Genomic DNA, 13,303 nt, shown 5'->3' with positions numbered 1-13,303 from the left:
TGACCTGGTTCGTCACGGCGATCACCGCGTTGTTCATGTCGCCAAAGCGAAGCAGCTCGTGCATGAACTTGTTGAGCTTCTGCTGCCGTTCGGCAAGCGTGCCGCGTCCCACGTATTCGGCGCGGAAGTGGGCCGTGAGCGAATCGCAGACGATCAGGCGAACGGGCACTTTCTTGGCAAGCTCCGCCGCCTTGTCGAGGAGGAGGATCTGATGGTGTGAGTTGAACGCGCGGGCCACGTGGATGCGCTTCAAGACCGCCGTGGCATCGAGGCCCAGGGCCTCGGCCATCTGCGTGATGCGCTCGGGCCGGAACGTGTTCTCGGTGTCGATGATGACGACGTCGCCGTCGAGGCCGCCCTCCTCGACCGAGCGCTGGACGTTCACGGCGAGCTGGTGCATGACCTGCGTCTTGCCCGAGCCGAACTCGCCGAAGAGCTCGGTGATGGACTGCGTCTCGAAGCCGCCGCCCAGAAGCTCGTCGAAGGCTTTGCTGCCGGTCGTGAGCTTGCTCACCTTGGCGCGGCGTTCCGCGACCGCGTCGCCCGTCTCGAAGCCGCCGACGTTCGCCTTCTGTCGCGCCGCCTGGATGATCTTGTTGGCGGCCGCCTCGCCGACGTCGGCGGCCTCCACGAGCTCGGACGGGTTGGCGACGGCCAGCGCCATGAGATCGGTGTATCCGGCGTCCCGGAGCTTCTCGGCCGTGGCGGGTCCCACGCCGGGCAGGCTCTCGATCGAGTTCTCGTCGGGCGCGGCGTCGTCGTCCGCATCCGACCTGGGTTTCTGCATCGCCATCGCTTTTGCCATGGATCGTCCCGGGGGCTATAAAACAGGGCTTCCGATAAAGGACCGAGCGGGGCGACCGAAACTATCGGCCCTCCGTTCCCGAGGTTCCAACCGGCCGCTCCTTGCCGAGGTCGCATGAAGGCGGACGTCGTGGACCTGCTCGTGGGAATGGGGCTTGCGCGGCGACTCGAAGGCGACGAGCAACGGGCGCGGGCGTACCTCCGCGCCGCCAACGAGATCGCTCGAACGGACGAGGCGACCTTCGAAATGCGGGTCCAGGCGGGCGACCTGCGCGCGATCCGGGGCGTCGGGCCCTCCATCGAGCGCACCATCCGGGGTTTCCTTGAGCGCGGGCGGCGGCCCGAGCGTCTTCCGTCTTCTCCCGAGGTCGTGTCCGCGCTCTCGCAGGGCATCGCGCCCTCGCTCCTGTGGCAGGAGGCGCCGCTTGCGGGTGCGCCGGATCTCCATTGCCACACGAACTGGAGCGACGGCGTCATGACGCTCGACGAGCTTGCCGCCTACGCCAAGCGTCTCGGGCAGAAGGCGATCGGCGTCTCGGACCACAGCGGTTCGCTTGCGATCGCCCGCGGCCTTGCGCCCCACGAGGTGCGGGCACAGTGGGCCGAGATCGACCGCGTCCAATCGGCCCACCCGGAGCTTCGGATCCTGAAGGGGACCGAGTGCGACATCCTCGCCGACGGGACGCTCGACCATCCTTCGGAGATCCTGCGCGGCTTCGACTACGTCATCGGCTCGCTCCATTCGAAGCTTCGCGACCCCGAACCGGTTCAGACGGAGCGCGTGCTCACGGCCCTTGCCCAGTCGCACCTCACGATCCTTGGCCACCCGACCACGCGGGTGCCCGGACGTCGCCCGCCCGCCAACCTCGACCTCGACGAGGTCTTTGCGGAGGCCGCCCGGCGGGGCATCGCCTTGGAGGTGAACGGGAACCCCGGACGCATGGACCTTGAGCCCCGGCTTGCGGCGCAGGCGCTCTCCGCAGGGGCCAGGCTCTCCCTGGGCAGCGACGCGCACTATCCCTCGGAGCTGTACGCCCTTGCGACCGCCCGTGGGCTTGCGGGAGAGGCGGGGGCCAGGCCCAGGGACATTCGAAACTTCGACTTCGTATGAACCCTTCGTCCGGGCGTGACGGGCGCACGGCGGAACCTTAATATTTCGACCTTGCATCCCGCAGCCAACCCACCGAGGGTGCCTGCATGGCCACCACCGAGAGCTCCAACCCCCGAGAGATCGCGCAACGTCAGCTCGAGAAGGCCGCCAAGATCCTCAACCTCGAGCCGAGCACGCTAAACGTGCTCTCGCACCCGAAGCTTGTCCTGGAGGTGGGCCTGCCCGTCCGCATGGACGACGGCTCCGTCAAGGTCTTCACGGGCTACCGCTCGCAGTACAACGACGCGCGCGGCCCCTACAAGGGCGGGATCCGGTACCATCCCCAGGTCACGCGCGACGAGGTCATCGCCCTCTCGGCCTGGATGACGTGGAAGTGCGCCGTGGTGGACATTCCCTTCGGCGGCGGCAAGGGCGGCATCATCGTCGATCCGCACAAGCTCTCGAAGGGAGAGCTCGAGCGCCTGACGCGCCGCTACGCGGCGGCCATCACGCCGATCATCGGCCCGGCCAAGGACATTCCGGCCCCGGACGTGTACACGGACGGGCAGATCATGAGCTGGATCATGGACACGTACTCCATGATGACCGGGGCCCGCACGCCCCACGTGATCACCGGGAAGCCCCTGGAGGTCGGAGGCTCGAAGGGCCGGGACCAGGCGACCGCGCGCGGCACGCTCCTCACGGCCCGCGAGGCCTTCCGCGCCAAGAAGCTCGATCCCGCCCGCGCGACGATCGCGATCCAGGGCTTCGGGAACGCCGGCCAGAACTGCGCGGTGCTCGCCAAGGAGATCCTCGGCGGCGGCAAGGTCATCGCCGTGTCCGATTCCAAGGGCGGCATCTACAACTCCGAGGGATTCGACGTCGCGAAGCTTGTCGCCCACAAGGCGAAGACGGGCTCCGTCACGGGCTTCCCCGGCGCCAAGGCGATCACGAACGAGGAGATCCTCGAGGTCAACTGCGACCTTCTCATCCCCGCGGCGCTCGAAAACCAGATCACGGCGTCCAACGCGGCGCGCATCAAGGCGAAGATCGTCTGCGAGGCGGCCAACGGCCCCACGACGCCCGAGGCCGACGAGATCCTCTACAAGAACGGCGTCACGGTCGTGCCCGACATCCTGGCCAACGCCGGCGGCGTCACGGTCTCGTACTTCGAATGGGTCCAGGGCTTCAACTGGTACCCCTGGTCGGCCGAGCAGGTGAACGAGCGCCTCGAGGAGAAGATGGTGCGCGCCTTCCACGACGTCTGGCAGATCAGCCAGGACAAGAAGGTCCACATGCGCACGGGCGCGTACTGCCTGGCCGTGAGCCGCGTGGCAAAGTCGCTCAGCATTCTGGGCGTCTGGCCGTAAGCGAGCGCAGCGAGCTACGGACAGACAAGCGGACGAGCGCAGCGAGTCCGCGGCGTTTGGCCTTAAGGCACGACGATCCGGACCGCGGCAAAGGACAAGGTTCTTCGCCGCGGGCCTCGTTGCCGGTGGGTCGTGGTCCACGAGCTTTCCTGCGGCGCCGTCATCTTCCGGCGCCGGCAATCGGTCGAGTTCCTGCTCCTGCGTCACCCGGGCGGCCACTGGGATTTCCCCAAGGGCCACGTGGAGAAAGGCGAGACCGACCTCCAGGCGGCGCAACGGGAGATCATGGAGGAGACGGGCATCCCGCCCTCCCGCCTGCGCTTTGACGACGAGTTCCTGCGCGAGAACCGCTACTCCTTCCGCCGCGGGCGGCAGACCATCACGAAGACGGTGAAGTACTTCCTCGCCGAGTCGGTGACCGGCGACGTCCGCCTGTCGGACGAGCACACGGGCTACGCGTGGCTGCCCTTCCGCGAGGCGCACGAGCAGATCACCTACGAGAACGCAAAACGCATCCTCGAAGCGGCCTGGACGGCCATCCGCGCCAAGGGCCTGCACAAGGTGTAGACGTCAAGCGATAGCCTTTTTGAAGGATACCCCCTCCCCCCTGACGCCATGCGTGGGACCGTCGCGAAGCTGCGCCGGGGCGTCCGGATCACGGGCATCGTCCTCGAGCACAACCTGCTGGGGCAGCTCAAGGGCCTCGCGGGGGAGCTCTCGCGCAACGGCGACGGCGAGGTGCGCATCCCGCCCGAGATGCCCCGCAAGATCCGCGAGATGATGGAGGCCATGGGCCCCACGTACATCAAGATGGGTCAGCTCCTGGCAAGCCGCCCCGATCTTGTCCCGAAGGCCTTCGTGGACGAGTTTGCCAACATGTACGACCACGTGACGCCTTCGGCCTTCCCCGAGGTGAAGGCTCTCCTCGAATCCGAGCTTGGGCGGCCCCTCGAGGAGGTCTTCTCCGAGTTCGACCCGAATCCCATCGCCTCCGCGTCCATCGGGCAGGTGCACACGGCGCGCCTGCGCAACGGCGAGAAGGTGGCCGTCAAGGTCCAACATCCGGGGATCGAGGAGGACGTGCGCCTCGACTTCGAGATCATGAAGCCGCTTGTGCGCTTCATCGAGAACCTCTTCGCCTCCACGCGCCTGTTTCAGCCCTCCGACCACCTCTCCGAGATCCAGAAGATGCTCGACCGCGAACTCGACTACCGACACGAGGCGCGGCACCACCTCCAAGTCTACGAGAACTTCCGCGACGACCCCGAGGTCAAGATCGCCAAGCTGTACCGCAACCACTCGACGCGCCGCGTGCTCGTGTTCGAGTTCATCGAGGGCATCCACCCGAGCGAGGTGGACGCCGACCGCCTGCGCGAGATGGGCTACGAGGGCGCCAAGCTTGCCCGCATCATCACGCGCGCCATGGCGAAGATGATCTTCGCCGACCGGCTCTTCCACGCGGACCCTTCGCCGGGCAACCTCTTCATCGTCGGCCCCACGCAGGTCGCCTTCCTCGACTTTGGCGCGACGGGCCACGTGTCCCGCCGGCGCGCCGAGCGCGTGATGCAGCTCATCAGCGGGTTCGTCCGCGACGACGTGGACGACATCGCGCAGGCGCTCCTCGAGCTTTGCAACGTGCTCGGCGAGGTCGACTACGCGACGCTCAAGCGCGACGTGGAGCGCGTGCTCGAGTACGAGGAGGCCCAGGGCCTCCACGTGGGCGACCCGGTCGTCATGGAGATGGTAAGCGAAATCGCGCTTCGAAACAACATGCTCCTGCCGCCCGACTTCTTCCTGGTGAACCGCGCTCTCTTCCAAATGGAGGGGCTCTGCCAGAAGCTCATGCCCGCGTACGACATCGTGGAGGAGCTCCTGCCCCACGTCCTTCGCTACACGCAGAAGGACTACTTCTCGGGCGACGTGCAGAAGGAGCTGCTTCGCGACGCCGCGCTCGAGTACGCCGAGATGCTTCGGACGTTCCCGCGCCGCGTGAACTCGGTCGTGCGCAAGATCGAGCAGGACCGGCTCCAGGTGCGGATGGAGTGGACGGGCATGCGCGAGTTTGCCGCGGGCGCCGAGCGGCGGACGCTTCGGCTCTCGGCCACGGTCCTCCTCTCCGCGTTCCTCGTCGCGCTCTCCCTCGCCTCGCTGTCGCAGAGCGGGGAGGTTCTGACAAACGTCGCGTTCTTTGGCGTGCTCGCCGTGCTCGCGTGGGCGTTTGTCATGCTGTACTTTGGCGAGACGCGCTGAAAAGGAAAGGTACGCGGCCCGTATCGGAACCGGAGGGGCGGGCCGCGTGGTCGGGTTTCGTCGTGCCGTCGCGACGCGACGGCGCGAGCGTGATGGCGGGCTCAGGCCAGGGGCGCCGTCTCCTGCCGGTCGAAGGCGTTGCCCCACAGGATGTCCCAAGCGTCGTCGCGGTCGAGCGTGACGACGCGGGTGCTGCTGGCCTTCGTCAGGACGACCTCCACGGTGCCGTCGTCGCTGGTGATCTCTTCGACATCAAATCCCCGGGCAAGGAGGTTCTCGATTTCCCGGATCTTTGGGTTCACGTCGTACACTCCCCGTTTGTCACAAGTGTCCCAGGGCCCAGATATACCGTGGAAACAGGGGCACCGCAGACAGGCATATGAAACGCACAAAAGACTTAGCCAATGGGTGGATATATTCTGCCTAGGCAAGACCCCATTTAAGTGTTCTTAACTAAAGCTCGACCTTGCCGCGCTTCTTGAGAAGGGCGATCACCTCGTCGGCGGCCTGGTTGAGGCTCTGCTCGTCCGACAAGGAGGCCTCGACCTCGCGGCGCTGCTGCTCGATCGCCGCCATCCCTTCGCGAAGCTCGCGCAGCTCGTCTTCGCGCAGGCCAACGACCGTGGACCGCATCTCGTCGGCCCGCGCGTGATAGTGATCGGCCCGGGCGCGGAGATCCACGTACTCCTGGTGCTTGCGATCGGCCTCGGCGCGGAGGTGATCGAGCTCCTCCTGGTAGGGCGCGAGGCGCTCGGTGATCTTGTTTGCCTCCTCGTGGAGCCGGAGCACCTCCGCGTGCTCGGCGTCGGCCGCGGCAAACCCTCGCGTGATCTCGCCGTCGAGGTCGGCGACCTCGCCGAGGGCCTGCAGCTCCGCCTTCGCGGCGGCTTGCATCTTAGCGAGCTCGGTCCGCTGCTTTCGGATCGTGTCGAGAAGCTCGTTCTCCTTGGCGGGCGGAAGCGCGGTCGTCTCGTGGCGCCGCTCCAGCATGCGGATCTCGACGTCGAGCTCCCGCTCGCGGGATTGGGCCCCGCCGCTTGCGCCGGCGCGCTTGGCCTTCTTGATCTCGAGGAGCTGCCGCGCCCGGGTCTGGTGCTCGGTGCGGCGCGCCTTGTGGACGGCGAGCTGCTCGTGGAAGCGGCGGCGCTCCTCCACGAGCCCCTGCACGTCCGCGAGGATCCGTCGGCGCGCCTCCTGCATCGCGTCGCGCTCCTCGCGCGCGATCTTCGCTTGCGCGTTGAGCTCGTTTCGCCGCTCGAGCAGCCGCCGGAAGCGCGTCTCGGCGACTTCGCGTGCGCCGGGCGGCTCCTTGACGGGCCCCGTCACGGGACGGCCTCCGGGGCGGGCGCCGCGCGCCGGCGGGCGAGCGCGGCCCGGTTGGCGATCTGCGCGGCGCAAGCGCCAGCGACGACGCCGGCGTCGACGTTGACAAGCGTAAGAGGCGCGCACGACTGGAGCATCGAGTAGAGCGCGGCCTGGCCACCCCCGCCGACGCCGTAGCCCACCGAAACGGGAAGACCGATCACGGGCGCCGGCGAGAGCCCCGCGACGATCGCGGGGAGGGTCCCCTCGCGCCCGGCGGCGACGACGACCGCGTCGGCCCCTTCCAGAAGCGGAAGGGCCCCGAACAAGCGACGAAGCCCCGCCACGCCGACGTCATAGGCCGTCTGCACCTCGCAGCCGAGCTCCTGGGCCACGACGCGGGCCTCCTCGCAGACCGGAACGTCGGCCGTGCCGCCGGCGAGGATGACGACGGTGCCCCCGGTCCGCCGCGCGCGTCCCGCGCCCGCGACGGCCAGGCGAGCCCGCTCCTCGTACCGGACGGGAGCGCCGCAAGCCTCGACGAGCGGCAGGCGCTCGGGCGCAAGGCGCGAGACGAGGACGCGCCCGCCCTCCCGAGTGAACGCCGCGACGATCTCCCGGAGATGCGCGTCCGACTTCCCCTCGGCAAGGACGATCTCGGGGATGCCCGTGCGAAGGCCGCGGCCAAGGTCCAGGCGCGCGAAGTCGCCCACGTCGAGGAACTCGCGGGACGTCGGGGGGCTCATCGGCGGGGGAGAGCCAGGGTGGTTTTTAAAAGCTTTCGCGGGCGCCTCCGGCGCGGGCGCAAGCCGCGGTGCTCGCGCCAGAGCGCCCAGACGGCAAGCGCCAAGCACGGCGCGACGATCCACAGCCCCTCGTCCCTCCCGGGCACGGGGGCGCCCTCGGCCGCCGTCCGGATCGCGTTTGAAAGGGCGCCCGCGACACGCTCGTCATGCAGCACGACGGCGACTTCGCGGTTGTCCTCGAAGCTCGCGCGACCGAGGTTGAGGCTCCCCACGAGCGCGCGGGCCTCGTCGACCACGACCGTCTTCGCGTGCACCCTTGCGCAGCAGGGGGCCAGGCGCACGTCCACGTCGAAGCCCTGGGCCGAAAGGTTGGCAAACGCGCGGGCCGCGGCGGCGTTTGCCGCGTCGTCCCAGGCGAGAACGCCCCTCACGCGGACTCCCCGCGCGGCCGCTTCCGCAAGCGCTTGGAACACGGGATTCTCCACGTCGCCCCATCGCAAGGGCAGCTGCAGCTGCGCAAGGTCGATCGAGTGGCGGGCGCCGGCCAGAAGCGCCAGGACGTGCGGGAGCGAGCGCTCGGGGGAGACGATCGGCTGGACGAGCACGCCGTTGCTTGCGACGCTCGCGTCCGCGGTGGCGACGCCGCCCACCAGCTCCGCCTTCGTTCCCCGGAGGGTCCACGACGCGACGTCGGATCGGCGGGGATCCGCGTCGGCGTCGAAGACCGCCGCGAAGAATTGGGCCGGCTCGCGGCCGTGAAGGGCGACCACGTGTCCCACGTTGCCCTCGCCCGCGGACGGGAAGCCGCCGGGCCCGAAGTTCTCGCTTCCCACGAGAGCGAGGCGGTCGTCGGCCACGACGTACTTCGCGTGCATGGCCGAAACGCGCGGCGTCGAGGCGACGAGCCGAATCGTCACGCCCCGCGAGGCCAACGCGTCGAGGACGCGCGTTTGGTCTTGCGAGAGCCCCCCCACGGGGCTTGCATCGAGGAGAACCGTGACGTTCACGCCCCGCGCCGCCGCGTCGGCCACCTGGTGCGCCACGACGGGGCTCGTGAAGGTGTAGCCGGCGACGCGAAGCTGCCCGCGGGCCGCGTCCATCACGCGCGTGAGGAGCGCAAATCGCGCCGCCGGCTCCGTCGCGACCTCCGCCTGCTCGGCCCAAAACGGCGACGCGTCCACGTCGGCGCGGGCGACCCGGGGCGGGGGTTGCACGAAGTCGGCCGATCGGTTCGTGTCGGCCCGCGCGTCGCGGGCGTGATGGCGGTGCAACGGCGGAACGGGCAGCGGATCGCCGACCCAGCCTTCGTGGGGAGGCGTCTTGCCATAGTGCACGCGGTCGAGCTCACGGGACAACCACGTCAAGCGCAGCGCCGCGCCCGTGTCGGGCAGCCGCAGGTCGGCAACGTGGTCGGCCCTCTCCAGCGTCGCCGCCGAGTACGCGTCGGCGCCGGACGCGAGAACCCACGTTGCGCCGGGCGCGAGCGTCTCGTCAGGAAGCTCGATCCGGCGGGCTCCCACGTGGAGAGCGACGCCGGCCAGGCGCGCGGGCTCCTCGCCCGCGTTTGCGACGCGAACGAACTCGGGAGCGCGGGGCGAGAACGCGTCGAGCAGGAACCGCGGGGCCATCGGCGGCGGCCAACGATGGACAAGAGGCTCCCGGGCGCCGGAATCGTCAGCGATCGCCAGCTCGGCGCCCGCAGGCGCGCGGTACTCGAGACGCTCGTCGAATCCAAGCGTCTGCGTCCAGACGACGCGACCGTCCCGCTCCGCGACGAGCACGCCCGCGCGGTTGGCGATGCCTTGGACAAACGGCGCGTCGGGCCCGGCGGGCTGAACCTTGACCAGGACGACTTCCCCGCCCCGCGCCCGCACGCCCACTTCAAGCTCCGCTTGGGCCAACCGGTCCGCGTTTGCCGATTCCGGGTTGGCGCGCACGTGGACCCAACCTTCCGCCCGCCCGGCGCCATCGACCGGCAGCGCGACGACGTAGCGGTCCGAACGGACCCACGCGGAGCCGTCCCACGTGCGGGAGGCCATCCAGTCGGGGCCCCCCAGCCACGCCTTGACCTCGATCGTGCGGCCCGGCGCGCCAAGCGCCTCGACGCGGATCGCAAAAGGCGTGCCGTCGACGGGAACGGATTCGGGGACGACCGTCGCACGCAGCGTCTCCTCGGCCGCGCCGGAGGCGCCGGCGGCAGCCAGCAGAAGAACGAGCGTGGCCCGCGCTGGCGCTCGCACGCACGCGCGTGGCCGGGCGCCTTCATGGCCCTTTTCCCGCGGCGGTCGAACGGGGGTCGCCTTCGCCCGGGCGGCGCTTCGCGAAGCCTAAATAATGGCAATGTGTAGGCGTCCGCCTGGGCGAGTATCCAAGCCCGGATATGGAACAGGCCTCCTAAGCCTGAGATCGTGGGTTCGAATCCCACCTCGCCCGCTTGCCACCGTACACGGACGCCGAGCGCGAGCGCGGTCAACGCATCATGGTGGCCGAGGGCGTCTTCGCGCGTTCCATGGACGCCCTCACGGGCGGCGTGGTGCTCGCGGCCTTTGCCGTCACGCTTGGGGCAAGCGAGCTTGAGATCGGCCTTTTGGCGGCCATCCCGTTCCTCGCCCAGTTCGCCTACGTTCCCGCGGTCTTCCTCCTCGCCCGCACCCGCGACCGTCGCCCCCTCACGGTCGCCTCGACGCTCGTGGCCCGCTCGGTGCTCCTTGCCGTGGCCGCCGTGCCGTTCCTCGATTCCGGCCTCTCGCCGCTGTCCGCGCTCGTCCTCCTGTACGCCGGCTACGCGACGCTTTCCATGGTGGCCGGCGCGTCGTGGCAGGTGTGGGTCCGCGACCTCGTGCCGCGCGCGAGCTTTGGCGCCTACTTCGGGCGCCGCATGAGCATCCTCACGGCCGTCGGCCTTGCGGCCACGCTTCTGGCCGGCCAGTTCGTGGCCCACTTCTCGGAGGCGTTCCCAGGCCGCACGGTCGAAGGCTTTGCGATCCTGTACGTCGTGGGCGCGCTCCTTGGCTACGCGAGCTCGTCGCTCCTTGCCGTCGCGCCCTCGAAACGGCTCCCCGGCACGGACCCCGCGGGCCTCTCGGCGCTGCGGGTACCGTTTTCCGAGCGCAACTTCCGCCGCGTCATCCTCTTCCTCTCCGCGTGGGGCTTTGCCGCCAACCTCGCCCTCCCGTTCCTCGCCGTTCTCCTCCTGCGCGGCCTCGGCTACGGCCTCGACGTCGTCACCGGCCTTGCGGCCGCGTCCATGGTCGGCAACATCCTCGGCTTCCGCCTCTGGGCGCCCCTGTCCGACCGGTTCGGCAACAAGCCCGTGCTCGGCCTTTGCGCAAGCCTGTTCCTCACCTCCATGCTCGCCGTCGCGCTCCTTCCCAAGGACCTCGGCGCGTGGACGCTTGCGGCCTTTGCCATCCTCCACCCGCTCCTTGGCGTCGCCACCTCGGGCCTTGACCTGTGCGGCAACAACGTCGTCCTCAAGCTCGCCCCGGACGATCGCGTGCCCGGCTACCTTGCGGCCGCAAGCGTGGCCAAGGCGCTTGCCGCCGGCTTTGCGCCCATCGTGGGCGGCGTCCTTGCGGGCGTCGCGGCCGGGCGCGCATTCGAGGTGCGCCTGGCCTTCGGTGGCCCCGAGGAGGAGGCCGTGGTCACGGCGCTCCGGTTCTCCGGCCTCGACTTCGTCTTCCTCGCCTCGTTTGCCCTTGGCCTCTACGCCTTGCACCGATTGCTCGGGTTCGAGGAGGAAGGCGAGGCGCCGCCCGAAGCCGTCGTGCGCGCCATGCGCCGCGACGTCGGGCAAGTGAGCACCGTGGCGGGCATGCGGCAGTTCGCCCACCTGGCAAGCTACGTCGTCGACGCGTGCTACCGGCTGGACAAGCGGATGGCCGGCGTCACGGGCCGCAAGCCGCCCTGACCGTGCGATGAATGTTCATCGCAAGGCTTCGCGAAGCCGCGCGACCTCGACGATGGCCCGCTCGATGCGGGCCACCTCGTCCGACCAGGCGGAGAGCTTCTCGGGAATCCGATGCGCGTCGCCCTCAAGCGGCGCCGGAGGGACGGCCGCGCGAAGGCACAGCTTGTCGAGCGTGCCGTCGAGACGGTCGGGAAGATCGGGGAAGCGGTGGAGCGCGCCCGAGAGGGGACGCTCGTTGGCGGGGGGCACGCCACCGGGTTCTGTCCGTGCGGGTATTTCAAACGAACGCCCCGATGGTGTGGGACCAGGCGACAAGGTGTCCGGGGGAACACGGAAGGCGGCCGGATTGCGCTACGTCGACCAGCGCTCGCCAGGCCTGCGTCGGGTTCGAAGCGGCAGCGGCTTTCGCTACCTTCGGCCCGACGGCCGGCCCGTGCGCGACCGCCGCACGCTTGCGCGCATCCGCTCGCTTGCGATCCCGCCCGCGTGGACGGACGTCTGGATCGGCACCCGCCCAAACGGGCACCTCCAGGCCGTCGGGCGCGACGCGCGGGGCCGCAAGCAGTACCGCTACCACCGGCGTTGGCGCGCGACCCGCGACGCTGCGAAGTTCGACCGCATGCTCGCCTTTGCCCGCGCGCTCGGGACGATCCGCCGGCGCGTGCGCGCGGACCTCCGAAGACCGGGCCTTCCCCGCGAGAAGGTGCTCGCGACGGTCGTGTCGCTCCTCGAGCGCACGTTCCTTCGCGTGGGCAACGACGAGTACGCGCGCGCGAACGGATCGTACGGGCTCACGACGATCCGCAACCGGCACGCGAAGGTGCGCGGCGGGACGGTGCGCCTGCGCTTCCGCGGCAAGGGAAACCGCGCGCTCGAAGCCACGGTGGAGGACCCTCGCATCGCTCGCATCGTGCGCGCCTGCCAGTCGCTGCCGGGGCAGGACCTCTTCGGGTACGTGGACGAGGAGGGCCGCGCCCGGGACGTGAAGAGCGAGGACGTGAACGCCTACCTGCGGGAGATCACGGGCGAGGACTTCACGGCCAAGGACTTCCGCACGTGGGCCGGCACCGTGCTTGCGCTCCTTGCGCTGCAGGAGGCGGGCCCGCGCGCCACGCCCGCCCAGGCGCGGCGCGCGATCGTGGCGGCGGTGGCGCGCGTGGCACAGCGCCTGGGGAACACGCCGGCCATCTGCCGCAAGTGCTACGTGCATCCGGCCGTGCTCGACGCGTACGTGGACGGCGAGATCGCGGAAGCTTGGGGCGGGCGACTCGCCAACCTGAACGGATCGCTTCCCCGCCTCGAGCGCTTCCTCGTGCGGCTTCTTCGCCGACGGCTCCAAAAGGCGGCGGCCAAGCCGGACGCGCGGCCGGGCGAGATCGAGCGCGCGGCTGCGGCTCTTTCGCGTCCCCGTCCGCGGGCGCGGCGCTTGCGCCGTCGCGTCAGGCCGCGCGCGAGCCCTTGAGACGGTGCTTCCAGCGCTTGCGGAACTTCGCCACCTTGGGCGCGACGACCGCCCGGCAGTAGGGCTGGTTCGGGTTGCCCTCGAAGTAGCGCTGGTGGTAATCCTCGGCCGGGTAGAACGTCGCGAGCGGCTTCACCTCGGTGACGACGGGCGCGCCGTAGATCGCCTGCTTCTCGAGGTCGGCGATCACCTCGTGCGCGATGTCGCGTTGGCGGGACGAGCCGTAGAGGACGATCGAGCGGTACTGCGGGCCAACGTCGCCGCCCTGCCGGTCGACGGTCGTCGGATCGTGGATCGAGAAGAAGATCTCCAGGACGTCGCGGAAGCCGATCGCCTGCGGGTCGAAAAGGACCTGCACGACCTCCGCGT

At 69.7% G+C, this 13,303-nt stretch carries 13 protein-coding genes and 1 tRNA gene; 7 read left to right on the top strand and 7 right to left on the bottom strand.

The window, feature by feature from the left end; translation table 11 throughout:
* The coding region (radA, locus tag VM681_05965; GenBank protein HVL87533.1) for a DNA repair and recombination protein RadA at nucleotides 1–787 on the bottom strand (787 nt) is incomplete at its 3' end.
* Nucleotides 788–919: 132 nt separating this feature from the next.
* On the opposite strand from radA, the gene VM681_05960 reads away from it, so the two are divergent.
* The 4 genes from VM681_05960 to VM681_05945 all read left to right on the top strand — a co-directional run bounded on the left by VM681_05960 (nucleotide 920) and on the right by VM681_05945 (nucleotide 5,514).
* Nucleotides 920–1,915 carry a PHP domain-containing protein gene (locus VM681_05960; GenBank protein HVL87532.1) on the top strand — a complete coding sequence of 332 codons (996 nt, stop codon included), beginning with the start codon at nucleotides 920–922 and terminating at the stop codon, nucleotides 1,913–1,915.
* A gap of 86 nt (nucleotides 1,916–2,001) precedes the next feature.
* Complete coding sequence (locus tag VM681_05955) at nucleotides 2,002–3,264, top strand: Glu/Leu/Phe/Val dehydrogenase (GenBank protein HVL87531.1); 1,263 nt, start codon at nucleotides 2,002–2,004, stop codon at nucleotides 3,262–3,264.
* A 132-nt stretch (nucleotides 3,265–3,396) separates the two neighbouring features.
* Nucleotides 3,397–3,831, top strand: a complete 435-nt coding sequence (locus VM681_05950) for a bis(5'-nucleosyl)-tetraphosphatase (protein HVL87530.1) — start codon at nucleotides 3,397–3,399, stop codon at nucleotides 3,829–3,831.
* A 48-nt stretch (nucleotides 3,832–3,879) separates the two neighbouring features.
* Nucleotides 3,880–5,514, top strand: coding sequence for an AarF/UbiB family protein (locus VM681_05945; GenBank protein HVL87529.1), 1,635 nt, complete (start codon nucleotides 3,880–3,882; stop codon nucleotides 5,512–5,514).
* 101 nt (nucleotides 5,515–5,615) lie between these two features.
* On the opposite strand, the gene VM681_05940 is transcribed toward VM681_05945, so the two are convergent.
* The 4 genes from VM681_05940 to VM681_05925 form a co-directional block, all read right to left on the bottom strand.
* Nucleotides 5,616–5,816, bottom strand: coding sequence for a hypothetical protein (locus VM681_05940; protein HVL87528.1), 201 nt, complete (start codon nucleotides 5,814–5,816; stop codon nucleotides 5,616–5,618).
* 151 nt (nucleotides 5,817–5,967) lie between these two features.
* Nucleotides 5,968–6,840: a hypothetical protein gene (locus VM681_05935; protein ID HVL87527.1), complete on the bottom strand. Its 873-nt coding sequence runs from the start codon at nucleotides 6,838–6,840 to the stop codon at nucleotides 5,968–5,970.
* Nucleotides 6,837–7,562, bottom strand: coding sequence for a nickel pincer cofactor biosynthesis protein LarB (larB, locus tag VM681_05930; GenBank protein HVL87526.1), 726 nt, complete (start codon nucleotides 7,560–7,562; stop codon nucleotides 6,837–6,839). The genes VM681_05935 and larB overlap by 4 nt, the downstream gene beginning before the upstream one ends.
* On the bottom strand, nucleotides 7,559–9,802 hold the full coding sequence (locus VM681_05925) for a phospholipase D-like domain-containing protein (protein ID HVL87525.1): 2,244 nt from the start codon (nucleotides 9,800–9,802) through the stop codon (nucleotides 7,559–7,561). The genes larB and VM681_05925 overlap by 4 nt, the downstream gene beginning before the upstream one ends.
* Nucleotides 9,803–9,920: 118 nt before the next feature.
* On the opposite strand from VM681_05925, the gene VM681_05920 reads away from it, so the two are divergent.
* Both VM681_05920 and VM681_05915 read left to right on the top strand, forming a co-directional pair.
* Nucleotides 9,921–9,995, top strand: a tRNA-Arg gene (locus tag VM681_05920).
* A gap of 1 nt (nucleotide 9,996) precedes the next feature.
* A complete protein-coding gene (locus VM681_05915; protein HVL87524.1) occupies nucleotides 9,997–11,472 on the top strand; it encodes an MFS transporter in 1,476 nt (491 codons plus the stop codon).
* 15 nt (nucleotides 11,473–11,487) lie between these two features.
* Here VM681_05915 and VM681_05910 read toward each other — a convergent pair whose 3' ends face one another.
* On the bottom strand, nucleotides 11,488–11,721 hold the full coding sequence (locus tag VM681_05910; protein HVL87523.1) for a hypothetical protein: 234 nt from the start codon (nucleotides 11,719–11,721) through the stop codon (nucleotides 11,488–11,490).
* A gap of 97 nt (nucleotides 11,722–11,818) precedes the next feature.
* Between VM681_05910 and VM681_05905 the strand changes: the two genes are divergently transcribed.
* Nucleotides 11,819–12,934, top strand: coding sequence for a DNA topoisomerase IB (locus VM681_05905; GenBank protein HVL87522.1), 1,116 nt, complete (start codon nucleotides 11,819–11,821; stop codon nucleotides 12,932–12,934).
* Here the strand turns inward: VM681_05905 and msrA are convergent.
* Nucleotides 12,912–13,303: peptide-methionine (S)-S-oxide reductase MsrA (msrA, locus tag VM681_05900; GenBank protein ID HVL87521.1), on the bottom strand; the 392-nt coding region annotated here is incomplete at its 5' end. The genes VM681_05905 and msrA overlap by 23 nt on opposite strands.

The organism is Candidatus Thermoplasmatota archaeon (assembly GCA_035541015.1).
Classification (GTDB): Archaea; Thermoplasmatota; SW-10-69-26; order JACQPN01; family JAIVGT01; genus DATLFM01.
Note: the sequence above shows the minus strand (reverse complement) of the source record. Positions and strands in the feature narration are given on the sequence as shown.

Coding starts and splice junctions, on each gene's coding strand:
- VM681_05945 (HVL87529.1), top strand. CDS start 3,880: ATGCGTGGGACCGTCGCGAAGCTGCGCCGGGGCGTCCGGATCACGGGC.
- larB (HVL87526.1), bottom strand. CDS start 7,562: ATGAGCCCCCCGACGTCCCGCGAGTTCCTCGACGTGGGCGACTTCGCG.
- VM681_05955 (HVL87531.1), top strand. CDS start 2,002: ATGGCCACCACCGAGAGCTCCAACCCCCGAGAGATCGCGCAACGTCAG.
- VM681_05960 (HVL87532.1), top strand. CDS start 920: ATGAAGGCGGACGTCGTGGACCTGCTCGTGGGAATGGGGCTTGCGCGG.